The sequence below is a fragment of the Pandoraea faecigallinarum genome, assembly GCF_001029105.3.
GTDB lineage: Bacteria > Pseudomonadota > Gammaproteobacteria > Burkholderiales > Burkholderiaceae > Pandoraea > Pandoraea faecigallinarum.
The window spans coordinates 270849-292685 of record NZ_CP011808.2 but is presented as its reverse complement, the minus strand read 5'-3'; the positions used below and the strand labels follow the sequence as shown (position 1 = coordinate 292685).

Annotated in this window: 15 protein-coding genes and 13 pseudogenes; 14 read left to right on the top strand and 14 right to left on the bottom strand. The window is 58.7% G+C overall.

What is annotated here, in order from left to right:
* The first annotated feature begins 11 nt into the window (after positions 1 to 11).
* Entirely contained in the window at positions 12 to 1595 is a 1584-nt protein-coding gene (locus AB870_RS24385) for a hypothetical protein (protein ID WP_047909212.1), read from the top strand.
* Between the two features lie 287 nt (positions 1596 to 1882).
* On the opposite strand, the pseudogene AB870_RS24380 reads toward AB870_RS24385, so the two are convergent.
* Positions 1883 to 2185, bottom strand: a pseudogene (locus tag AB870_RS24380) (IS6 family transposase); the annotation flags it as partial.
* Between the two features lie 84 nt (positions 2186 to 2269).
* Here AB870_RS24380 and AB870_RS26035 point away from each other — a divergent pair.
* A protein-coding gene (locus AB870_RS26035; protein WP_418303913.1) for an IS5 family transposase occupies positions 2270 to 3081 on the top strand; the annotation gives its coding sequence in 2 pieces (ribosomal slippage) (positions 2270 to 2597 and positions 2597 to 3081; 813 coding nt in all).
* Between the two features lie 5 nt (positions 3082 to 3086).
* Here AB870_RS26035 and AB870_RS24365 read toward each other — a convergent pair.
* A pseudogene (locus tag AB870_RS24365) lies at positions 3087 to 3524 on the bottom strand (IS6 family transposase); the annotation flags it as partial.
* Between the two features lie 62 nt (positions 3525 to 3586).
* Here AB870_RS24365 and AB870_RS24360 point away from each other — a divergent pair.
* Complete coding sequence (locus AB870_RS24360; protein ID WP_064674960.1) at positions 3587 to 4933, top strand: hypothetical protein; 1347 nt, start codon at positions 3587 to 3589, stop codon at positions 4931 to 4933.
* 54 nt (positions 4934 to 4987) lie between these two features.
* On the opposite strand, the pseudogene AB870_RS24355 reads toward AB870_RS24360, so the two are convergent.
* The 3 genes and pseudogenes from AB870_RS24355 to istA (AB870_RS24345) form a co-directional block, all read right to left on the bottom strand.
* Positions 4988 to 5209: pseudogene (locus tag AB870_RS24355) on the bottom strand (IS6 family transposase); the annotation flags it as partial.
* A 45-nt stretch (positions 5210 to 5254) separates the two neighbouring features.
* Positions 5255 to 6040, bottom strand: a complete 786-nt coding sequence (locus AB870_RS27700) for an ATP-binding protein (protein ID WP_472462568.1) — start codon at positions 6038 to 6040, stop codon at positions 5255 to 5257.
* A complete protein-coding gene (gene istA, locus AB870_RS24345) occupies positions 6021 to 7517 on the bottom strand; it encodes an IS21 family transposase (RefSeq protein WP_047909206.1) in 1497 nt (498 codons plus the stop codon). The genes AB870_RS27700 and istA (AB870_RS24345) overlap by 20 nt, the downstream gene beginning before the upstream one ends.
* An 86-nt stretch (positions 7518 to 7603) precedes the next feature.
* Here istA (AB870_RS24345) and AB870_RS24340 point away from each other — a divergent pair.
* A pseudogene (locus AB870_RS24340) lies at positions 7604 to 8047 on the top strand (IS6 family transposase); the annotation flags it as partial.
* Positions 8048 to 8244: 197 nt separating this feature from the next.
* Here the strand turns inward: AB870_RS24340 and AB870_RS24335 are convergent.
* The 4 genes and pseudogenes from AB870_RS24335 to AB870_RS27610 form a co-directional block, all read right to left on the bottom strand.
* The gene (locus tag AB870_RS24335; protein ID WP_047909205.1) at positions 8245 to 9933 is read right to left on the bottom strand and encodes a hypothetical protein; all 1689 of its coding nucleotides are present in this window, start codon (positions 9931 to 9933) and stop codon (positions 8245 to 8247) included.
* Positions 9934 to 10530: 597 nt separating this feature from the next.
* Positions 10531 to 10695 (bottom strand): hypothetical protein, encoded by a 165-nt coding sequence (locus AB870_RS26660; protein WP_157112527.1) that lies wholly within the window; start codon positions 10693 to 10695, stop codon positions 10531 to 10533.
* A 236-nt stretch (positions 10696 to 10931) separates the two neighbouring features.
* Positions 10932 to 11257 (bottom strand): annotated as a pseudogene (locus AB870_RS26030) (transposase); the annotation flags it as partial.
* A 309-nt stretch (positions 11258 to 11566) separates the two neighbouring features.
* Positions 11567 to 11689 (bottom strand): annotated as a pseudogene (locus tag AB870_RS27610) (IS481 family transposase); the annotation flags it as partial.
* A gap of 64 nt (positions 11690 to 11753) precedes the next feature.
* Between AB870_RS27610 and AB870_RS24320 the strand changes: the two are divergent.
* Positions 11754 to 12934, top strand: a protein-coding gene (locus AB870_RS24320) for an IS3 family transposase (protein ID WP_157112526.1) whose coding sequence is annotated in 2 segments (ribosomal slippage) — positions 11754 to 12036 and positions 12036 to 12934 — 1182 coding nt in all. Because the reading frame shifts where the segments join, the coding sequence is not laid out codon by codon here.
* 31 nt (positions 12935 to 12965) lie between these two features.
* On the opposite strand, the pseudogene AB870_RS27260 reads toward AB870_RS24320, so the two are convergent.
* Positions 12966 to 13097: pseudogene (locus AB870_RS27260) on the bottom strand (IS481 family transposase); the annotation flags it as partial.
* 51 nt (positions 13098 to 13148) lie between these two features.
* Between AB870_RS27260 and AB870_RS24315 the strand changes: the two are divergent.
* Positions 13149 to 13517: pseudogene (locus AB870_RS24315) on the top strand (transposase); the annotation flags it as partial.
* 229 nt (positions 13518 to 13746) lie between these two features.
* Here AB870_RS24315 and AB870_RS24310 read toward each other — a convergent pair.
* Positions 13747 to 14796, bottom strand: coding sequence for an IS110 family RNA-guided transposase (locus AB870_RS24310; protein ID WP_047909201.1), 1050 nt, complete (start codon positions 14794 to 14796; stop codon positions 13747 to 13749).
* A 73-nt stretch (positions 14797 to 14869) separates the two neighbouring features.
* Between AB870_RS24310 and AB870_RS26025 the strand changes: the two are divergent.
* The 4 genes and pseudogenes from AB870_RS26025 to AB870_RS24300 form a co-directional block, all read left to right on the top strand.
* Positions 14870 to 15135: pseudogene (locus AB870_RS26025) on the top strand (IS3 family transposase); the annotation flags it as partial.
* Positions 15136 to 15149: 14 nt separating this feature from the next.
* Positions 15150 to 15923 carry an IS6 family transposase gene (locus AB870_RS24305; RefSeq protein ID WP_047909200.1) on the top strand — a complete coding sequence of 258 codons (774 nt, stop codon included), beginning with the start codon at positions 15150 to 15152 and terminating at the stop codon, positions 15921 to 15923.
* A 70-nt stretch (positions 15924 to 15993) separates the two neighbouring features.
* A pseudogene (locus tag AB870_RS27255) lies at positions 15994 to 16152 on the top strand (transposase); the annotation flags it as partial.
* Positions 16153 to 16220: 68 nt separating this feature from the next.
* Positions 16221 to 17759, top strand: coding sequence for an IS3 family transposase (locus AB870_RS24300; RefSeq protein WP_047909199.1), 1539 nt, complete (start codon positions 16221 to 16223; stop codon positions 17757 to 17759).
* A 71-nt stretch (positions 17760 to 17830) separates the two neighbouring features.
* On the opposite strand, the gene istB is transcribed toward AB870_RS24300, so the two are convergent.
* On the bottom strand, positions 17831 to 18697 hold the full coding sequence (istB, locus tag AB870_RS24295; protein ID WP_047909198.1) for an IS21-like element helper ATPase IstB: 867 nt from the start codon (positions 18695 to 18697) through the stop codon (positions 17831 to 17833).
* Positions 18694 to 19917: an IS21 family transposase gene (istA, locus tag AB870_RS24290; protein WP_047909197.1), complete on the bottom strand. Its 1224-nt coding sequence runs from the start codon at positions 19915 to 19917 to the stop codon at positions 18694 to 18696. Before istA (AB870_RS24290) ends, istB begins: the two co-directional genes overlap by 4 nt.
* A gap of 154 nt (positions 19918 to 20071) precedes the next feature.
* On the opposite strand from istA (AB870_RS24290), the pseudogene AB870_RS26020 reads away from it, so the two are divergent.
* Positions 20072 to 20260, top strand: a pseudogene (locus tag AB870_RS26020) (transposase); the annotation flags it as partial.
* Positions 20261 to 20269: 9 nt separating this feature from the next.
* On the opposite strand, the pseudogene AB870_RS26015 reads toward AB870_RS26020, so the two are convergent.
* Positions 20270 to 20536 (bottom strand): annotated as a pseudogene (locus AB870_RS26015) (site-specific integrase); the annotation flags it as partial.
* Between the two features lie 110 nt (positions 20537 to 20646).
* On the opposite strand from AB870_RS26015, the gene AB870_RS24285 reads away from it, so the two are divergent.
* The 3 genes and pseudogenes from AB870_RS24285 to AB870_RS26655 all read left to right on the top strand — a co-directional run.
* Positions 20647 to 20865, top strand: coding sequence for an antitoxin MazE family protein (locus tag AB870_RS24285; RefSeq protein WP_047909393.1), 219 nt, complete (start codon positions 20647 to 20649; stop codon positions 20863 to 20865).
* Complete coding sequence (locus AB870_RS24280) at positions 20862 to 21188, top strand: type II toxin-antitoxin system PemK/MazF family toxin (protein ID WP_174554748.1); 327 nt, start codon at positions 20862 to 20864, stop codon at positions 21186 to 21188. The genes AB870_RS24285 and AB870_RS24280 overlap by 4 nt, the downstream gene beginning before the upstream one ends.
* Positions 21189 to 21435: 247 nt before the next feature.
* Positions 21436 to 21777, top strand: a pseudogene (locus AB870_RS26655) (transposase); the annotation flags it as partial.
* Between the last annotated feature and the right edge of the window lie 60 nt (positions 21778 to 21837).

The following is a 21837-nucleotide window of genomic DNA, read 5'->3' as shown; positions in this document are numbered from 1 at the left end:
TCAGGACGAATATGCGGTTCATCGCCTCTTCTGCGCCACAAGTTCCGCTGTTCAACACAATACTGAATGCTCAGCCGAAGTTTGGAGAATTCAAAAATCTGCCCGAGGTCTGTGCCTATCTTGCCGATCGCTTTCTCGGCGGCACAGATCGCCCGCTAGAACCCTTGACGATCTCGGGAGCCGGGGAAGTCCCACCCACGATCATCGATTTCAAGATCATTCGCGACGCGCAGCTCACGCCCGAGGAGCTCGGTCCGGCGGTGCTGGTGCACATCGCCCAGCATCTCGTGCCGGCGCTGCAAAGGAATGGTGCCGATGCGCAGGCTGCGCAATATGCGGCAATGCAAATTGTTGCGCAGTTGGGCGACCGGGAGTTCGCGACGCTGGAACAGACCGCCGTCCAAGGCGCCACCGGCAATCGGATGAGGGGGGAGCCAGTCAGCGCAACGCACATTGCGCTGGAGCCACACGGTGAAGTGCTGGTACACAAGACAACGCATTGGGCGGGCTATGTCAATGACACCGGTCAGACCATCGAATTCGGAAGCGCGGGCCGGCCGGTCCTCAAGATAGATTTTGTAACCGGTTTTGGGCTTGAGCGCGCCGATCGTCGCATACAACAGGCGGGAGGTGGCGCAGCGGGAGCGCCCATGGTGTTTCCCAATGCCGATGGGGTGAAGCAGTTCGCATTGCGCGGCAAGGTGCAGCGTTGTCGTCTGGAGACGCCTGACGCTGCTCTCAAAACTATGCTCACGCTTCGCGGCACAACGCTTGTCGATATCCTGCTCTACGGGGTCGCGAGGATATTGGGCTGGGCCGGGATTTATATTGATCCGCCCGGTCCGCTCCATAACGCACTCTGGGAACGTACCCGTCCCCAAGATCCACAAGATGCCGTGCAGCAACCGCCTCCAAATCTTCTAAAGGTTGCCACACATCGGGTTCAGGCTTCCCATTCGGGTACACAAGAACGCGACGCCGCCCTCGCCTTCGGCGCGTATTGCCAATCGATGGCTAGCCGTTTGCTTCCTTACTCATACTCGAAAAAATTTGTTGAAGCTAACAAAGCGGAAGGAGAAAGAAGAGATGAATTGTTGGCGCAAGCTGAGTCTTATGGGACGGTCATAGATGGTATTCGAAAAAAATTGGAGTTCGCCCGATATAAATCTATTGCTTGCGTGACCCTCCTCACGGATGCATTGAAATTTTCGACTGGAGATTGTACTGAGATGGCATTAGTGACAGCCGCGCTCGCCCAGTCGAACGCAAAGCAGTTTCTGTCAGAACGAGGTTTCGCGAACGCCGAAATAAAAGCCGAGGTATACGAGACGAAATCCAATGGAGATCATGCTTTTTGCGTCATGACTCTCAGGATCAATGGTTTCATCTATAAGATTGCGATCGATCCATGGGTAGAGGTTTCCATGCTTTATGATCATTATGTTGATTATGTCACGACCTACCCAATCAATCTTTATATCGAAAAAAATACAACTTTTGGCGTTTCTGAATCTGTAAGCAGAACGATAAATCAAGAATATTTCATCAAGCAAGCGCCAAGTATTTTAAGTAAATATTTGGTTCCGTCGCAATAGGGGTAGTCAGGTAGACTCCAAGGTTTCGAGCGCCGGGAACCCAGTCGATGAAGCGCGCAGCCAAACAGAGGTGGCGCCACTTGTTCGGACAGGGGGGCCTGTCAGTAATTTCGTGTTCAAGGCATATGATGCTCTCAAGGAGAATGTATGCTTCGCAAACCGAAAGCCTCGCTGGCAGAGCTGCCGGCAATTCCCGCCGAGTTGCTTGAGCAGTTCGGCAATGGCCCGATGACGGCGCTGTCAACTTAAGGAGGTAAGTCGAAGCCGAGGCATGAATCCACCGCGTCTCAAAAAACATTGGACGGATTTTGGGTCACGTGGATGAATTCCCACCATTGAGCAAAGCGCACCGCGAGCTGCTTGCGAAAGAGCGTCGCGCGCAGCAAATGGCGTTTGAGTGCGAGGTGCTGCCGGATTGGCCCGAAGCATGACAGGAAGACCCGCGTGCGCGCTGGGTCGCGAAAGCCACGCATGAGCCGCTCGCGCTCCCGCATCGGTTGATGGCTGTTCTCCGCGCGGTTGTTGACCCGGGCCGCCGCTTTGACGAACACGTGCTTGACGTTGACCAGCGCCGGGATGTCGGCTTTAGAATCTCTAACAAAATGAGTTTACGGGGGCTGTTAACTCAAAGTGATTTTTGTTAACCTTTGCGCAGTCATCGCTGCGCAAAGGACATGGCCAAACCAATACTCGACGACGAACTGTGGGCAATCATCCAGCCACTGCTGCCGCCACCGAAGCCTCGGCGCGCCCGCTATCCCGGGCGCAAGCCGCTGGACGATCGTGCCGTGCTCACGGGCATCCTGTTCGTTCTGCAATCCGGCATCCCTTGGGAAATGCTGCCGCAGGAAATGGGCTGCGGCTCAGGCATGAGTTGCTGGCGACGGCTACATGCCTGGCAGAAGGCTGGCGTCTGGGATCGTCTGCACGAGGTACTTCTGGCCAAGCTCCGTGCGGCCGATCGCATCGACTGGTCTCGTGTAGTCGTCGATTCCTCTTCTACCCGGGCAGTGGGGTCGGGTCAAAAACAGGACCTAACCCCACAGATCGCGCGCGACCAGGTTCAAAGCATCACGTCCTGACCGACGCCCAAGGCATTCCACTGTCGCTGATACTCACGGGCGCCAACCGCAACGACATTACCCAACTGCTGCCACTGATCGAGGCGATTCCTCCGATCCGAGGCAAGCGCGGTCGCCCCTTGTCTAAACCGCACATCGTTCAGGGTGATCGCGGCTACGACCACGACAAGTACCGCAAGCCCCTGCACGCCGTCGGCATCGCCACCGAGATTGCTCGCCGCGGCGAGCCTCACGGCAGCGGTCTTGGCAAGACGCGTTGGGTTGTCGAGCGAACGATCGCGTGGCTGCACAACTTCAAGCGATTGCGAGTCCGCTTCGAGCGCCTCGCAATCATTCACGAAGCCTTCCTGAAAATGGCTGGTTGCATCATCTGCTGGCGCCATCTCAGGAAATCATTTTGTTAGAGCTTCTTAGCCGCCGGATAGCTGCGCAGTTGATCGGTCACGATCTTGTGCGGCACCGGGTTCGAGCGCAGCACGCGCTTAAAGAAGCGCTTGGCGGCCGCCTTGTCGCGCCGCTTCTGCAGCAGGATGTCGAGTTCCGCGCGATGCTCGTCGACGGCGCGCCACAGCAGGTATGGCTCACCGCGCAGGCTTACAAACATCTCGTCGAGGTGCCACGTGCTCCCGGGCTTGCGGCGTGCCGCTTTGACCCGGTGAGCAAAGCCCGCGCCAAACTTGTCGCACCAGCGGCGGATCGTCTCGTAGCTGACTATCACCCCGCGCTCGAATAGCAACTCCTCGATGTCGCGCAGGCTGAGCTGAAATCGGAAGTACCAACGCACAGCATGGCTGATGACCAACGCCGCGAAACGGTGGCCGTGATAGAGCGATTTCGGTTTTCTCATCGCTTCATCGTATGCCAACTTACCGATAACGTGACAGTGCCTGCGACACTGCCAAATAAACTATGCTCGACAACTATTTGAAACCGGCAGGTTTGACCGCCACCACCACAACCGCCACCACGGGCACCCAAGGCACGACTGACAATCAAGCGGCCGACGGCGATCCCCTACGAAACCCGCCAGCATATTTTGCAGAGATGGGCTTCGCTAGCGAAGCGAGTCAATTTTTTCCGCCGATAGCGTCAAACCTGATGGGCACAGGTGAGGCTTTCAAGACCGTCACCGAGTTACCTGACTTTTTCGCCGCGATGCGAGACGAATATAAATATCTGGGTTTCGCTGACCCATGTCTGCATTATAAAGATATTAAAAAAAGAATTTATAATGAGAGAATATTTGATGAAAAACTCGGAGAAAATTATGCTGAAAAATTTTGCAACGCAATGAATGCTGCTGATTCCAAGGAATTTGACATCAGAAATTTTGAGTGCATAAAAAATATCTATAAAAAATTCGACGACGACACCACATTGTCCATGCCGGAGCCAGTCATTCGTGTCTTGCAAATGTCAGCCGACGATTCGCTGAATGAGCAAGATACCTTGGTGGACCTTGCGACAAAGGAAATCTTCGTGAAAGATCTTGAAGGAAAAAGCGTTTTCTTCAATGTTAAAACTAGACAGCTTTTTATTCAGCCAGAAAACGGCTGGGAATATACTGGGTTCAGATTCAAATCAGATATTATTGAGTTGAAAAAGAAGGAATTCATTGACGCCCTAAAGGGCGCGAAATTTTATTTTAAACGAGAGCAATTGTTGGAGTTGTTTGAAGGAATCGATGATCATTTGCCCGATTACAATATTAAACTTAAAGTTTCCGTCAGACATGGTCCGGGATACGCCGAACTGTACTTTCCCAACCAAAAGTACCCTGATTATTTTGCTCAAAACTCCCTGCCGCACGACGTTGGCAAGGAGGGTTTTTCTTATAGTTATAAAAACAGCGAATGGGGTATGTATACGTTGTTCAATACAAGTTATAAAAATGAAGAGCAAATCAAGCGATTGTTTGAGGCAAATCTAAAAAAATTTCGAATTGCAGAATTGAAAAATTTTACACCTGACGTGCAGATATCCTTGATCGTTGGATTCGTCTCTGAGATGGAACATTTGCACATTTGTTCTGACGATAACAATCGAGTTTGGATCCAAATTATTTTGAATCGATTGTTGCGTGAGTGTGGTCAGAAATATACGATCCTTGCGGTACCCAATGGGTTTGCCTCCGCTGTCAGATATTTTCTAAAAGACAATCCCAAGCCTGGAACTCCGGAGTATGTCAAGGCGTTGCAACCTGCGATTGACGCCGTTGAGGATGGTAAGAAATACTATAAATCTACGTGCCCCTAAGGCGCTGTCAACTTAAGGAGGTAAGTCGAAGCCGAGGCATGAATCCACCGCGTCTCAAAAAACATTGGACGGATTTTGGGCCACGTGGGTGAATTCCCACCATTGAGCAAAGCGCACCGCGAACTGCTTGCGAAAGAGCGTCGCGCGCAGCAAATGGCGTTTGAGTGCGAAGTGCTGCCGGATTGGCCCGCAGCATGACAGGAAGGCCTGCGTGCGCGCTGGGTCGCGAAAGCGCTGCATGCGCCGCTCGCGCTCTCGCGTAGATTGATGGCTGTCTGGCGTCAATTAGATTTGCCGGTAACGACAACTAGAATTGCCGCCCTATGCCGGCTCCGCAGTCTTGTCGGAGCCCGCTTGCTTTGTGGCAGCGACGTTGGCCCGGTAGCTCTCCATGTCCATGAGGTCGAGCACGACGCGGTGGTGCACGACACGATCAATTGCCGCCATGGTCGTCATCGGATCCTTAAAAATGCGCTCCCACTCCGAGAACACCAGGTTGGTGGTGATCACCACGCTGCGGCGCTCGTAACGCTCGGCCAGTAGCGTGAACAGCACTTCCATTTCGTCGCGGTCGTGCTGGACGTAAGCGATGTCATCGAGAATGAGACACTCGCACCGATCGAGTTTGGCCAGTTCCTGCGGCAGGCGCAGATCGCGTTTGGCGGCCAACAGACGCTGCACGAGGGCTGCGGTCTGCGGTCGGAGAGAACAGTACCGGGCAACCAAGTTCGACCAGGGTGTGTCCCAAGGCGCTGGCGAAATGGCTCTTGCCAGAGCCCGGGCGGCCGACGGCCACGACGTTGATTGCGTCTTTGAGGAATGCGCCGCTTGCAGCCGCTCCATCTGCATCCTGGTGGCAGGGTCGAAGCAATTCAGGTCGAGTGCCCGGAAGGTCTTGCCTGGTGCAAGTTCCGCCTGCTTTCGCAAACGTTCGATGCGTCGCCCGACCTTGGCCGCCTGCTCAATGCGCACGAGCTCCAACAGGAACGCCTCATGCGTCAATCCTTCCTTGGCCGCGCGCAACGCCGTCGCCTCGACGGCCTCGCCCATGGCCGAGAGATTCAAGGTGCGCAGCAGCGCCAACAATTCATCGCGCGCACTGGCCATGTTGGCTCCTCGACGGAATCAGACGGTCGTACCCCGACAAATCGATGACGCCCTTATCGATGGCCGGTGCCTGGGTCGGAGTCGTTTTTACAATGAGTTCGCGCACCGCATCGAACGTCGGCAATTGCTGCTGGTCCACAAGCAACCCGATCGCGCACTCAACTTCGGCTTCGCTCGTGCTCGCTGCCAGATGTAGCAGGCGCAGATACTCCTTGTCGGCCCCGGCAGGTTTGCCTTCGAGCAGCGCGTCATAAGCGCGCCGGAAGACGGTTGTCGGGAACAACTCTTCCCGATAGCAATAATTGACGAAAGCGCCAGGCTTGCGTACCAGAGACCAGATCAGGTGACGGTAGTCGATACGGCGCTGATTGCGGCCAATCAACCTGGGCAGCGTCAGCACATGCGCAGTACCATGATGCAGCTCCAGTGTTTCCGAGCGAACCCGCACTTTCAGACTTGCACCGTTCAGGCGCGACGGCACGGAGTAATGGTTGTTGAGCACCCGGATCAGTCTAAAACGCGACACCCTGACTGTCAGCTCGCGCGTGAAGTCCAACGGTGCCGCCGGCAACGGCCGCAGGGCAGCACGGTCGGCTTCAAAGCGAAGTGTGCGTGTCAGGTTGCGGCTTCGTACCAAATCGCTCAGAAACCGTTCGTACGCGGTACGATCGTCGAACTCTCGGCTGCCACGCACACGCAGCGCCTGGTCTACCGCAGTCTTGAAGCGGAAATGCGGCTGCTCGACATCGCCGTTCTGATTGGCGCAACCTGCGGTATTGGCTGACGGCTGCATGCCGTAGTGATTCAGCAAGCCTCCGTAATTGGCGGTGAACTCGTGCCGGCCGTCACGATCCAGATCTCGCACCGCAGCCGTGAGGTTGTCGGTCCGGTGCCATTGCGGAACACCTCCGATTTGCCACAGGCAAGCTTCCAACCCTTCGGCTAAAGATTCAAAGCTCTCCGAGAAGCCAATGCGGATCGCTTCGACATTCGAGTACGTCAGGACAAGGTGATACACAAGATGCTCAAACGGAGCGCCGGCTATCGTCACTCCGAGTGAATTCATCTCAGTAAAGTCGGACTGCGCCATCCGCCCCGGAACATGCTCCTGCGGGAACATAATCTCCCGCTCCGGACCGCTTTGCGCACGCCACGCCTGCACATGGCGCTGCAGGGTGCGTAACTGGTTTTCCCGATACCGCCCTGGATACGCCTCGCAGAGCAGGACAAACAGCGTCTTGGCCTGCAACGCCGGATCTCGCTGCAGTTGCGCCTGGACCCACGGCCAATCCGTCAGGAAAGGGTTGGTTCGGGTACGGTGCGTTCTCGGCGTCTTCATCTGGCTCGGCAGCTTGCCGGCGCGTTCGTATTTGCGTCCCGTCCGCTCGCTCATGCCGGTCCTGGCTGCCGCTAACTTCTGGCTCGTTCCTTTGCGTCGTTCTTCCAGCAACAATCTGATTTCTCCGTCTTGCTTCATGCGGCCTCCTTGCGGAGGCTGCACGATAAATAAGAGCCAGACCAGACTCGGCCAGGCTCTCTTCAACCGGCAAATCTAATTGTCGCTGGACACGGGTCAGAGGCCAGTGGAAATACCTCTACCGGGCGGTGGACAAGGCGGGCCACACCATTGATTTTCTGCTATGCGCACGCCGCGATACCGCCGCCGCGCGCCGGTTCTTCGAAAAAGCCACCGCCGGGCGGAGCACGCCCAAGACCGTCACCGTTGACAAAAGCGGGGCGAACCGCGCCGCGCTGCAGGCGCTGGGCGCCCAGCGCGAGACGCCCATCGAAATCCGCCAGAACAACTACCTGAACAACCTTGACGAGCAGGACCACCGCGCGATCAAACGGCGCCTCAGACCGATGCTGGGTTTTCAGAATTTCCGTTGTGCCCGCATTGTCCTGGGCGGCATCGAGACCATGCACCTGATTCGCAAGGGGCAAATGCTTGCCCCCAAGGGACGCCGTGCGTCCCCTGCTGAGCAATTCTATGCACTGGCCGCGTAAAAACCAACGCGCCCCTGGCTTCGCTTCCGCGTAACTTCGTTATCGCGACAGAACCCGATAGGTTATGGTCACCGGGGCGCGTCGAGCGCCGGTGCGTGACGGAGCACCGGGGGGTGAAGGGCTTCTTCATGCGTTCCGTCGTCGCGCTGGTGCCGGTGCCGTGGGCGCTGTGCCTGGGGACGCCACCCGCCGGCGGCTCACAGCCAGCGGTCTGGTGTGATAGGGCCGTCCGACGGGGGGGACAGTTTGCAGAGGGCCTGGTAGTAGTTCTGGCCATCCTCAATGGCCAGCGCAAAAGGTTGCATGGTCACCATGTACTCGTCGGAGCCGGGCGATACCGGCAGGTAGTCGTCGGGATGGAAGTGGGGATTGTATTTGGGGTCTTCAGGCTTCGGGGCGTCGGGCTTGCGCACCATGGCACGATTGAGCGCGTACCGCACGGCGGCGCCAAACCCGTTGGGGACCGCCAGAATTGTCTCGGACTTGCCGCAGCGATGTAACAAGTGAGGCAAGACGATTTGTGTCCAGACGCGGTTGTTCCCGTCGGTAAAGGGATGCGCATTGACCATTTCCGCCACAAACCCGGCGATCAGCGCGGTTTGCATCCGCGACTTGAACAGCGCCAAGTGGCGGATCCCAAATTTTTCTAGCTTAAATTCATAGTGGGCTCGCATGTGGGCTTCGCTTCTAAAAGCAGTGCTGACGACCGCCGCCGTGCCACGGTAAGTGGTGATCCACGTCGTACATAGGGGGTGAGGGTCCTCTTCGGGCGGGGCGGAGCGCTCGGCAAAATCCGGCGGCAATCGATGATCCGGGAAATATGCCTGGGAGTAGCCGGGCCCATGCGTGGCAGCGATTCCCACGCGATGGGGTGTTGCGAGATCGCGCAACAGTGCCGTGACCCCGTCAAACACGTTCACCAAGATTTCAAGTTTTAGCGCGTCATTCGGGCGGGTGGCCAGTCGCTTGAGGAAGGCCTTTTGTCGGGCGGGGTCGACGTCGGTCTTGAAGGGATGCACACTCACTTGCCCTTGCCGCGATTTGATCAGCAACTGTTGGTGCACGCGATCAAAGCATAGGCTGTGGTTCGCACACTGCGCCATGTGGGCTTGCTGTGCCGCCTGATCTGGCAGGTCGACCGGGCTCACCACGAAGGCGCGCGGCGCGATGCACATCCGAGTGCCGTGCGCGACGATGGCGTATAGCCGTTTAATGCAATCGAATTGGGTGATATCAAAGTCCGGGGAATCGACGTAGTGGATGCCGGCGATTAACCGCGCCACATAGTCCGGATCGGGGTCAAACATGTGCTCCGTATAGGGTCGGCAATGCTCGTCGAGACCCGCAAGTCCCGGTTCGATGAAGCGCGGCAGCGAGCAGAGCCCCATCGCTCTCACCGACGGCGGGACGTTTTCCTCACCGCTCAGGCGTGGCGTCAGGGGCACCTCCGGGAACGTCGGTAAGGACGCCTCGGAGGGCGTCGTCCGTGCGGCGAGATACGCGCTCACCAGCCACTGGGCCATTTCACTCGGTTTGCCGCCCCCGTGTTGCTTGACCTCGCGCCAGCAAAGGTGACCAAAATCGTCAGGATTGGGGGCCAAGGCCATTGGCACCCAGTGAGCGTTCGGCGTATCCCACCACCTTGACGCGGCATCCTCCAGCGCGTCTTCCGTCTGCGGGGCGACCGCGGCCCCGTACGGAAACGTCGCAAAGAATTTACAGGCGGGCCCCTTCAGGCGGACGTGACGGCGAAATTCTGCGGTGTTGGTGTTCGCGTACCGGTCGCCCCGCAAGGGCAGGCGCTCGTCGCGGGGCTGTGTCGTCTGCTGCACGGCGACACGCGTCATGAAGGCAATAGCGCTGTGGGTCGAAGGCTTGATGGGCATGCGGGGTCGGCTTCGTTTAACGATGTGTGGACCTGCCTCGGCAGGGTGAGCCCTTCGCGCTATGGCCGCCCTGCGTTGGGCAGCGATGAGCCTCGCGCGCTCGCCATGCGAACGCGTGAGGGGCTACCCCGCGGCCGGCTTGGGGCCGACGCGGCGGTGGCCCCGTCGGTGTGCGATGGCGCGTACCGTCCACCGGCTGCGGTGCGGCGTCGACTGTGCTGGCGGTACTGTCAGCGTGACGTAGGGTTCGCTGGCCCGTCAGCGTCTCGCGGCCACGGCCCGTGGTACGCGACGTGGCACAGCGAGGGCTATGCCCGCCGCCTCACGTATGTCATCCGGCCGTCTGCGATCTAGGGTGATGGTCGTGTCGTGCGCATGTTAGCGCAGGTTGCTCGCGAGGGTGTGGAGTGCATCCTTGAGGGTCGCGATAAGGTTGAAAAATAGGACTTCCATGAGGCGCCTCCAAGGGGCGGAAAGGCGAGGTCTGGTGACGCGACGTGGGTCTCGCGTCGTGACCGTTGTACGGTCCATCACGGCAACCGCGCCAGGGCTATGCGCCGGCGAACGCTGGGCAGGGGGCTCATCGCTCCCCGGGCGTCATCCGATCGTCCGGCGATGCCGAGGGCCGTGATATACGGAACTTGTTCGACCACGCTCGCCCCATACTGCACATGCATCGACGATGCTCGTCGCGAACGACATCGCGATATCCTCGAGCGGGATGAACTTACTTTTGATGGCGTCCAATTCGATCTCAGACATGATGTTTCTCCACGTGGTAAGACGGGCTGTTAACGGTCGTGGCGGTTGAGGTGAAGCCGGTGTTGCGCTGTGAATGTCTTGGGATCATTGTCGGCTACCACGTCGACGCCCCCCCTCGGGCGAACACCTGAAGTGCATCCCCGCCGCGAAGGCCCGCCTCAGTAGGGCCGCGCGACGAAGCGTCGGCGCTTTGCGCGTGCGTGGCGGGGAGGACAGCCCCCTGGCTATGTAGTTCGTCAAGCGCTAGGGGCAGTCTTGGGTTGATAAAAAGTGCCGTCGCGCAGCATGGCAAAAAGCACGTCGCAGCGCCGGCGCGCCAGCGCAATCAGCGCTTGGTTGTGGCGCTTACCCGGCTGGATTTTTCGGGTGTAGTAAGCCCGGAGATCGGGTCTCGTAACGCCGCAAAGGCCGAGAGAAAAAGGGCTCGCTTGAGCACCTTGATGCCCCGCCGAGAGGGATGTTCGCCGCGAATCGAGGAGCCCGAGCGCCGGGTCACCGGCGCGAGGCCCGCATCAGCGGCGAGATCGGCGGCCGAGGCAAAGGCCTTATGGGCCACCTCCGTGTTAGGCAGTGCCGTGTTGTAGAGGCGACGACCGTTGCGATCGAGGGCGACGGCATGGTGGTGACCTTTGCCGACGTCACCGTCGATGAAAACACCGACAGTGTAATGAAGCGGAAAGTTTTGCATGGCAGTTTGCACATAACGGAAAGTGAATTGGCCTGCAAGATCCCTGGTGGCAAGTCTCGGCATCCACGTGACAGACGGCGTCGGCAAATCCCGTGCCAAACCCTAGAGCGATCACCAGCTACCCACCAGACCCGGTGATAATGTGTATTAGCTGAGACTTGAACTGACAGGTAATCGGAAGGATTAAGCGGTCACGGCAGCTGAATGAGGAATGAGTTTCTCCTTGGCGAGCGAGAGAGAATCGAGGAAAGTCTGCATGGGCGTCTTGCCATAGCACCATCGACCTTGATGTTCTCGCCGCGTGTTGTTGACCTTGCCTCGAAACGACGTACAGCAGAGAAGTTGGATAATCTGTTGAACGGAGGTGGGTATGGGCGAAAAAGGGGTACCGAATCGTCGCTACACGGATGAGTTCCGGGTGGAGGCGGCAAGACTGGCAAATTCGGTGGGACACAATGAGGCGGCACGCCGTTTGGGGGTGCCGATGGCGACCCTCGGAAACTGGGCGCACAAGCAGCGCGAAGGCGGGGCGGCCACGCCAGGCGCGGCAGCCTCTGTGAGCCGCGCCAAGCCCGGCGTATCGGAGCTGGAGGCGGAAGTCAGTCGGCTACGCAAGGAATTAGCCAGTGCGAAACTCGATGTGGAAATCCTCTCAAAAGCGATGGCATACTTCGCGAAGGGGTCGCGGTGAAGTATGCATGGATCGACGCTCACCGCGACCAATACGACGTAAGCCGTCTGTGCCGAGTGCTGAGGGTCTCGCGCAGTGGCTACTGCCAATGGCGGGTACGGCGGCCAAGCGAGCGGCGGCAGCGACAGACTGCCTTCGATGACGAAGTCGCCCGTCTGCACGCGCAGAACCGCGGCTGCTACGGCCGTCCAAGACTGGTCAAGGCGCTGGCCGCCCAGGGCATGAAGACGAGCGCAGAGCGCGTGCGCCGCAGCTTGATACGTCAAGGTTTGCGGCCGGCATACCGGCGGGCATGGCAGACGACAACAGACTCGGCTCACCGCTTGCCGGTGGCGCCGAACCTGCTGGCGCGACGCTTCGATGGATGGGGGCCGAATCAGGCGTGGGTCGCGGATATCACGTACCTAGCGACGGACGAAGGCTGGTTGTATTTGGCGGCCATTCTGGACCTGGGAAGCCGGCGCATCGTTGGGTGGTCGATGTCCGAGCGCATCGATGCCAAGCTCGTGTGTGCGGCGCTGCGCTCTGCGCACGGGCAACGTCGGCCGCCTCGGGGCTTGATTGTACATAGCGATCGCGGCGTGCAATACGCGAGTTGGTCGCACCGCGCGCTTGCTCAGGGGTACGGGATGGTCATGTCGATGAGCCGGCGTGCCAATGCTTGGGATAATGCGCCGATGGAGAGCTTCTTCAAGACGCTGAAAGTCGAGCAGACGTCGCGATGCCGCTACGAAACACGAGCCCAAGCAAGACTGGATGTGATGAACTGGATCGAAGGCTTTTACAATCGTCAACGCATCCATTCATCGATCGGGTACCGCACGCCGTGTGATTACGAAACGATGCTACAAGCGGCGTGAGTTGCTGTACGTGAAAACGAGGCAAGATCATGTACTCGTCAAGCCAGGTATCGAGGTCGGCCTGCAAAGCGGCGATGCAGTCGTAGATTTTCTTACGAAAGGCGATGCGGTAGAGCTCGTTGAGCATCGTCTTGTGCAGCCGCTCGACGATGCCGTTGGAGCGGCCCCACGTATCTGAGGACACAAGGACTCTCTTAAAATAACGGATAGTCTTGTGCCTATCAGTAAGCCTAGTCATTACGTGGAAAGCATCGAAATTCTGACCGAACCGGAGCGCCGTCGTCGGCGCACGGCGCAAGAAAAAATCGCCATCGTGCAGGAAACATTGGAGCCGGGAGCGTCGGTGTCAGCCGTTGCACGTCGGCACGGCGTCAATGCCAACCAGGTGTTCGGCTGGCGCAAGCAATACCAGGAAGGCAGTCTGGCCGCGGTGAAGGCAGGCGAAACCGTTGTGCCGGCATCTGAGCTGGCCGCCGCCATCAAGGAAATCAAGGAACTGCAACGGCTACTCGGGAAGAAGACGCTGGAGGTCGAAATCCTGAAAGAAGCCGTGGAATGGGGCCGGTCAAAAATGTATGGTTCGCTCCGGTTTTGCAAGCGAGTTTTTTAGGCGAGACAGTTTGCGTAAATGTATCCGGCCTCTCGCGAATCAGCCGCTTTTGGCAGCAAGGCCATGATGGAATATGCGCGTTCGGTTCCCAATAGCCTGGACCGGCCACGAAGGCCGCTTTTTTGAACCGGGCTTACCAAACGCCGTTGCTCTGTTTCGTCATCAATTACTCGTCTGCAAACCTTGAAGAGAGTATGGCTTTCTACAAGGCCCTTGGCTGCCGTAGGTAGAACGTTCCTTTTCGGGTGAGAATGGTCCACGCGATACGTGCCAGTTTGTTCGCTAGCGCAACAATGACCTTGTTCCGGTGTATCCCCTTTGCCTCGATTGCCGAGATCCAGATTCCTAGATGATCTTTGGTCCGATCGAGATGCAGCACACATGCACGTGCACCGTGAACCAACAGCTTGCGAAGGTAAGGGTTGCCTCGTTTCGTAATGCCGAGCAGATTCTGTTTCCCTCCTGTAGAAAATTCACGAGGAACAAGCCCAAGCCATGAAGCAAAATTGCGACCGGGTTTGAATTGGGTCCCGGTGCCAGAGAAAGCTGTAATAGCGGTCGCTGTCAGATGAGCGATGCCGGGAATGGAGGTTAGCCGCGTTGCAACATCGTCGGCCGAAGCGATAGCTTCGATCTGGCGCCGCATTTGCAGCAGGCGCGCTTCGATCGACCGATACTCTTGCCATAATTCTTGTAAAAGTCCACGCATGGCAGTCGTCAAGCCATTGGTCTCGTCGGACAGGATGTTTGGCATATCTCGAACAAAATACGCAGGTCCCACGCCGATAGTCAGGCCATACTCAAGCAGGAAAGCGCGAGACTGATTGATGACGGCCGTCTTGCTGGACACTAGGCGCTGGCGAACTCGATGCAGTGCTTGCAGGTCGAGTTGAGCTTCCGTCTTTGGTTGTGTAAAGCGCATAGTCGGTCGAGAAATTGCTTCGGCTATCGCTTCTGCGTCGACGATATCGGTCTTATTGGACTTGACGAACGGTTTGACGAATTGCGCAGGGACGATACGAACCTGATGCCCAAAGCCGAGAGCCTTACGCGCAAGCCAGTTGCTCCCAGGGCAAGCCTCCATGCCAATAGTTGTCGGAGACGCGCGAGCGAGGAACTCCAGCAATCGCTCGCGGTTGAAGCGTCCCTTAAATGCGGGCGTTCCCTTGTCGTCGAGACCGACGACATGAAACGCTGATTTGCCAATATCGATGCCCATGCGGGCGACCGAACTTGTGTTACGTTGACTCATGACACACCTCCAAGCGTTAGGATCGGCGTCAGCGTCGATTATGCTCCGGTGAGAGGAGCGAACCATCCCATTACCTGATTGCGCGCTCGCCCTTGCTGCCGGGGGACGACCGATGAAGACGGTCTGCGAAGTTCTCGGCGTGGCGCGCTCTGCCGTGGCGGTGAAGCGAGCTCGTCCGACTGGCGCGATGGTCGCCGTGCCCGCGTAACCAACGATGCCAGGCTGGTCGAGGAGATTCAGGCCCATGTGGCGCACCTTCCCACCTACGGCTACCGCCGTGTCTGGGCGCTGCTGCGCCGCAGTCGGGAGCAGAGCGGTGCGCCGTGCATCAACGTCAAGGGTTCCGTCGCAATATGGATAGTCAGGTAGATTCTACAGTTTCAAGCACCGGGAACCCAGTCGATGAAGCGCGCAGCCAAACCGCCGAAAAAGCCCTGCCCGCAGGCGTCGCCAAGGTCCTGAAGCGGTTGCACTACCCGTTGGAGGTTATGTTGCAGTGCGTGCGCTGGTACGTAGCCTATTCGCTGAGCTCGCGAGATCTGGAGGAAATGATGGCCGAGCGAGGCGTGGCGGTGGACCACTCGACGATCCATCGCTGGGTGATCAAGTGGCTGCCGGTTTTCGAGAAAGCGATACGTCGCCGCCTGCGCCCAGTCGGTGAGAGCTGGCGTATAGACGAGACCTATATTCGGGTCAGAGGCCAGTGGAAATACCTCTACCGGGCGGTGGACAAGGCGGGCCACACCATTGACTTTCTGCTATGCGCGCGCCGCGATACCGCCGCCGCGCGCCGGTTCTTCGAAAAAGCCACCGCCGGGCGGGGCACGCCGAAGACCGTCACCGTTGACAAAAGCGGGGCGAACCGCGCCGCGCTGCAGGCGCTGGGCGCCCAGCGCGAGACGCCCATCGAAATCCGCCAGAGCAAGTACCTGAACAACCTTGTCGAGCAGGACCACCGCGCGATCAAACGGCGCGTCAGACCGATGCTGGGTTTCCAGAATTTCCGTGGTGCCCGCATTGTCCTGGGCGGCATCGAGACCATACACATGATTCGCACGGGGCAAATGCTTGCCCCCAAGGGACGCCGTGCGTCCCCTGCTGAGCAATTCTATGGGTTGGCCGCGTAAAAACCAACCTGCCCCTGGCTTCGCTTCGGCGTAACTTCGTTATCGCGACAGAACCCTCAAGAAGACCGTGGTGGACCTGCCTGCCCACTTGTGGCGATCGTTGACTTGGGATCGTGGCAAGGGGCTGTCCGAGCACGCACGTTTCACCATCGAATCCGGCGTGAAGGTGTTCTTCGCTGACCCGCACAGCCCATGGCAGCGTGGTACGAACGAAAACACTTACGGCCTGTCAACGTCGGACTTAATTTCCTCAGAATGGGCGTGCGGAGGAAAACTTGGACTACCTGGAGGTAGTTCATGTACTCGTACGAAGACCGCGTTCGAGCGGTTCAGCTTTACATCAAATACGGTAGGAGCGCAGCGGCGACCATCCGCGAACTGGGATATCCTTCGCGCAAGAACTTGGCGCGATGGTACCGTGCGTTCATTGAGGCGGGCGATCTGCCGGCGGCCTATCGCCGCTCCAAGCCAAGGTACTCGGCCGAACAGAAAGAGATCGCGGTCGAGCATTATTTGAGTCATGGCCGTAGCCTTGCTGGGACCACCCGAGCACTGGGATATCCGTGTGACACCGTGCTGGCCGCGTGGGTCGACGAGCTGCGCCCCGATGTTCGGAAACGCCTTGTCAGCAATGCTCCGAAGGCGCCGTTGTCCCCGGTGTTGAAGCAGGAAGCGGTCATCGAGCTATGCACCAGAAACGGCGGTGCGCGCGAGATCGCCGAGAAGATAGGTGTAAGTAGGCCAACGCTATACAACTGGAAAAACAAATTACTCGGCCGCGAGGCCCCGGCATCCATGAAACGCGATAAGAATTCAACACCGGTCCTTGAACAGGCCGAGCTCGAGCGGCAGGTCGAATCGCTTCGACGGGACATACGGCAGTTGCAACTCGAACACGACATCCTGAAGAAGGCCAATGAACTGTTAAAAAAAGGCCTGGGCGTCCATCCGCGGCTCCTGAGCAATCGGGAGAAGACGACGCTGGTTGACGCCCTGAGACAAACCTACGCGCTGCCGGAGCTGCTCGCCGTATTGGGCCTTGCCCGCAGTTCTTATTTTTACCATCGCGCGCGGCTGCTCGTCGCTGACAAGTATGCTGGCGTGCGACGTGTCATCACAGACATCTTCCAACTCAATTACCGTTGCTACGGCTATCGCCGGATACGCGCGGCACTGGGTCAGCAGCAGGTCGTCATATCGGAGAAGGTCGTACGGCGTTTGATGAGGCAAGAAGGCTTGGCCGCTGGCACTGTCCGCCGGCGTCGCTACGGCTCCTATCAAGGAGAAATAGGCCCCGCGCCAGAGAACCTCATCAATCGCGACTTCCGAGCGGCGGCGCCGAATAAAAAGTGGCTTACCGACATTACAGAATTCCAGATTCCAGCCGGCAAGGTGTATCTATCGCCTGTGATCGATTGCTTCGATGGGCTCGTTGTCAGTTGGTCGATCGGCACGCGTCCGGACGCTGAGCTTGTGAATACCATGCTGGATGCGGCGATCGGGACGGTGGCGGATATTAACGCCCAGCCTGTCCTTCACTCCGATCGAGGCGCCCACTATCGCTGGCCCGGGTGGCTGTCGCGGATGCACGAGGCCAGACTGGTTCGCTCGATGTCGCGAAAAGGTTGCTCGCCCGACAATGCTGCGTGCGAGGGTTTCTTCGGCCGGCTGAAAACGGAGCTGTTCTATTCTCGGGACTGGCGGGCCACAAGCATCGACGAGTTCGTCGAAGTAGTCGACTCGTACATCCGCTGGTATAACGCAAAGCGGATCAAGGTCTCTCTTGGCTCACTCAGTCCGCTCGAATACCGAGAGAGCCTCGGCCCTGCGGCGTAACCCAGTCCAAGATTTTAGCCGCACCCCCAATTCGTCGAAGTAAATTTCCCCACCCTGTGTATTTGCGGTGATCAGCCGCTGAATGGATCAGGTGAGCTCTTTCGGGGGCGACCCGGGCGTCGGTTAGCAGGTTCGACCGGTGCCGGCTTTAGGGCGGATGGTCGGTTGCGCAGGTGGTCAGGCAGGAGATCGGCATGCTCCCGCAGCCGGTACGACGAACCTTCAATCTGGACAACAATCGCGTGATGCAGCAACCTGTCGAGCAGCGCCGCTGCGACGACTGTGTCACCGAAGACCTCACCCCATTCGCCGAAGCTGCGATTGGACGTGAGGACGATGGCGCAGCGCTCGTAACATGCGTTGACGAGCTGGAAGAACAAGTTGCCCCCGTTGGAGCCGATCGGCAGATAGCCGATCTCGTCAACGATGAGCAGGCTGTTGCGTGCAAGAAAGCGCACACGCTGGGCGAGGTTGCCTTCGCGTTCGGCCTTCGCCATCGAATTGACGATTTCTGCCAGTGAGCCGAAGTACACGCTCTTGCCGGCGCGCACCGCTTCGACACCTAGTGCAATGGAGAGGTGTGATTTGCCAGTTCCTGGCGGCCCGAGGAAGTGGACCGTCTGGCGTCGTTCAATGAACTTAAGTTGCGCAAGCGTCATGAAGCGATCGCGATCGAGACTCGGCTGGAAGCTGAAGTCATATCCGGCGAGCGTCTTGACGGTGCCCAGCCTCGCTGTCTGCAGCGCCATGCGGATGCGCCGCGTCTCGCGCGTCGTGAACTCCTCGCCCAGCAACGTCTCCAGTACTTCGAGCATCGAGCTGTCGCCCTGTTCGAAACGCTTCAAGGTGGCATCCAGCGCTTCAAGCGCACGCGGCATACGCAAGCCAACGAGGTAACGCTGTATCCGTTCGACGGTTGAGGTTGGAACGCTGTTCATGCGCGCCTCCCGGCATCAGCCAGACGCCTGGCCACCTGATCGTAAAACGACAGCGGCCGACGTCCGACACCAGTCGTGCCCGACGATACGTCGCGCGCCGCCTGCTGCCTGCGCTGGCCCGCGCTCCGATGGCCAGGCAGCAACGATGTTCGTCGCCGGCCTTCCAGCACGGGGTGCACTGCGAGCAGTTCGCCGTCCTCGTAGATGCGGATCTCGTGAGCCAGACTATGGACGTCGAGCGTGCGTCTGCGGGTGCGCTCGGGCACGCTATAGTAGTTGCCGCCGACCGAGACCAGACCTTCGTGGCTCACGCGCCGCTCGAGTCTGATGACGCCATTGAAGGCGCCGGCCGGCAACACCTGGAGCGCGGGGCGTTCCTCCCGGAAGTGCTGCATGACAACGCGATGCGTCGTGCCGTGTACTCGTGAGTTGGCCACCGTGTCGAGCCGGTTGCGCAACTGGCGGTTCAGATCGGCGAGATTCTGGAATCGTCGCGCGAGGAAGAAGTCCTGCCGGATATAGCGATAGGGGCGTTCGACCTTGCCCTTGGCCTTGGCGCGATACGCCTTGCACGCACGCGGAGCGAAACCATAGTGCTGTGCAAACGCGACCAGCTTCGCGTTGTAGACGATGTGCTTCTCGACTTCGCCCAGCACCGCTGCCTTCATGCGGTCGTACAGCACTTCGCGTGGCACACCACCAATGTGCTCGAACGCTTCCATGTGGCAGCGCAGGACGGTCTGCAGGTCCTGATGTTCGACGAAACGCCCCCACAGATAGCGGCTGTGCCCGAGCACAATCGAGAACAACCAGATTGAGCGTCGCTGCCCCGGTACATCGTCGAACTCAACATTGAAGTGTGCGAAGTCTACCTGCGCCTGGTGGCCAGCTGGAGTCTCAAAGCGCACCTCGAAGCCACGCTGTCGCGGTGGCCGGACTTCCCGAACCAGGTCGCCCAGAGCTGTTCGACCGCCTGCGTAACCCATGGCCTGAATCTCCCGCAGCAGCCGCTCGATGCTCAGGTCCGGGTACTCCCGCACACGCTCGGTCACATAGTGAACGAACGGGTCGATGACGCAGGGTCGCGGTGCACGTGGACCGTAACGCGGCGCCTGCACACCACCTTTGATGTATTTGCGAATGGTCTTGCGGTCCATACCCAGTCGAGCGGCGATGGCCGAGATGCTCAGCCCCTGCCGGTGCAATTCCAGAATCGTCATAACCTCTCCCAGCTCGATCACCGACACCCCCTCGACGGATCCGTAGTGGGATATGGTCGGTGATCGGGAGGGCGCCGCCGCTTACGCGGCGGCGCCAGACAAAAACTGGGGAAAATTACTTCGACGAAAATGAGGAGTATCTATCCGACGCTGACACGGCCTTCTACGACAATACTTTCCAAAGGGCACGGATCTGTCTCGCTGGAGTGCTCGAGAGATCCAGGCTGTTGCGAACACGTTGAACTCCAGGCCCCGCAAAACGCTTGGCTGGAAGACGCCTGCGGAAGCCTTGGACGAGTACCTAAAAACTGTTCAACAATCCGATGTTGCGACGACCGGTTGAATCCGCCTAGAAGTCCGCCGCCTTCGCGTGGGCGGCTTCCGAGACACGTAGCGCGGTGTGGTACAGCAGGCGGATCAGCCAGCGGCTGCGCTCGTAGTGCTGCTGGTCGCATTCGCTCAGACGCGGCCACTGCTCGACGCTTACGAGCGCGTGGTCCTACAGCGCGTGATCGAGATAGTGCTCGACACGGCGGGATCGTCTGGCTGAAGTCGTACGCTCGCGGCGCAGCGCGAGCGGATTGCCGGCCAGATAGCCATCGCTCACCAGGTATGAGATGTACGCCGGAAACGCCAAAATTTCCGCCGCATGGGAAGTTGCCACGAGCATTGTTGCATGTGACAAGCAAGGGGCGTAGTATGTTGCATGTAACGAAAAGGAGGGCCACCATGGCACACGTCAATTCACGAGTTCGGAAGCACCGCGATGCCCTTCGCATGGCAGGACTCCGCCCGGTTCAGATTTGGGTGCCAGACACCCGTCGCCCAGATTTCGCGGAGGAATGCCGGCGCCAGTGCCGCCTAGTGACGCAGGCGGACACGACCGACACAGCCATGCAGCAGTTCATGGATGGAGCTTTGGCGGACGTGGAAGGCTGGACGGAATGATGCGCGGCGACTTCGTGACCATCGCCATGCAAGGTGACTTTGGCAAGCCAAGGCCCGCGTTGGTTATCCAAGCCAACCAGTTTGGCGAGCACACGAGCGTTACGGTATTACCCATCACTAGCACGCTGGCGGCCGCGCCGCTGCTTCGTGTCACGATACAACCGGGTGCCGAAAACGGATTGCAGAAGCCTTCGCAAGTGATGGTAGACAAGGCGATGACGGTGATGCGCGAAAAGGTCGGGCCCGCTTTCGGCCACATCGACGCGGATGCGCTGGTGGAGGTCGAGCGCTGTTTGGCGGTGTTTCTAGGCATCGCCAAGTGACGGAAAACAACTGATTTCCGACCGCGACGGGATGAGCCGCCGGACACGGGTGGCCCCGGGCCGCTCCCACTGCCTTGCCGGTAGGCCATCCAGCCGCGATGTTGCGCATTAAATAAGAATCGATCTCAGCCGTGTATTTCGAGTACTGCCCACCGCCGGTCGGCGCGCCGGCTATCGGGCACCTCGAAAAACCGCCGATACGCAGGCATGATGTTGTAATGGACGGGCAAGGCACGAGGATGTTGGGATGATCAAGATCAGTCTGTTTGCAGAGCAGGAACGAGAGAGCAAGCTGGACCGGATAGGGGATGCGCTGAGCAAGCTAAGCGAACACGTGGACTTTGTGGCACTCGCCGCGCAGATCGACGAGGCGGCGCCGAGGCCGGGCCGCGAGTGCGGTGGCCGTCCGCCATTTCCCACCGAGCTGATGGTGCGAGTGCTGGTCGTTCAGCAACTCTACAACCTCAGCGACGAGCAGATGGAATTCCAGCTGCTCGATCGGCTGAGCTTTCAGCGCTTCGTGAGGCTGCGCCAGAGTTCGCAGGCGCCCGATCGTACGATGATCTGGACATTCAAGGAAAGGCTGATTGACGTGTCCCCGGAATATCGGTACAGGTCAAAACTAGAGGTAAAGTTGCTTCTCGGCGCC

Excerpts from the sequence above, each read along its gene's own strand:
- AB870_RS24360 (WP_064674960.1), top strand. The coding sequence starts at position 3,587 with ATGCTCGACAACTATTTGAAACCGGCAGGTTTGACCGCCACCACCACA.
- AB870_RS24280 (WP_174554748.1), top strand. The coding sequence starts at position 20,862 with ATGATGCGCGGCGACTTCGTGACCATCGCCATGCAAGGTGACTTTGGC.
- AB870_RS24310 (WP_047909201.1), bottom strand. The coding sequence starts at position 14,796 with ATGAGTCAACGTAACACAAGTTCGGTCGCCCGCATGGGCATCGATATT.
- istA (WP_047909197.1), bottom strand. The coding sequence starts at position 19,917 with ATGACGATTCTGGAATTGCACCGGCAGGGGCTGAGCATCTCGGCCATC.
- AB870_RS24335 (WP_047909205.1), bottom strand. The coding sequence starts at position 9,933 with ATGCCCATCAAGCCTTCGACCCACAGCGCTATTGCCTTCATGACGCGT.
- AB870_RS24305 (WP_047909200.1), top strand. The coding sequence starts at position 15,150 with ATGGATAGTCAGGTAGATTCTACAGTTTCAAGCACCGGGAACCCAGTC.
- AB870_RS26660 (WP_157112527.1), bottom strand. The coding sequence starts at position 10,695 with ATGTCTGAGATCGAATTGGACGCCATCAAAAGTAAGTTCATCCCGCTC.
- AB870_RS27700 (WP_472462568.1), bottom strand. The coding sequence starts at position 6,040 with ATGGCCAGTGCGCGCGATGAATTGTTGGCGCTGCTGCGCACCTTGAAT.
- istB (WP_047909198.1), bottom strand. The coding sequence starts at position 18,697 with ATGAACAGCGTTCCAACCTCAACCGTCGAACGGATACAGCGTTACCTC.
- AB870_RS24300 (WP_047909199.1), top strand. The coding sequence starts at position 16,221 with ATGTACTCGTACGAAGACCGCGTTCGAGCGGTTCAGCTTTACATCAAA.
- AB870_RS24285 (WP_047909393.1), top strand. The coding sequence starts at position 20,647 with ATGGCACACGTCAATTCACGAGTTCGGAAGCACCGCGATGCCCTTCGC.
- istA (WP_047909206.1), bottom strand. The coding sequence starts at position 7,517 with ATGAAGCAAGACGGAGAAATCAGATTGTTGCTGGAAGAACGACGCAAA.
- AB870_RS24385 (WP_047909212.1), top strand. The coding sequence starts at position 12 with ATGCGGTTCATCGCCTCTTCTGCGCCACAAGTTCCGCTGTTCAACACA.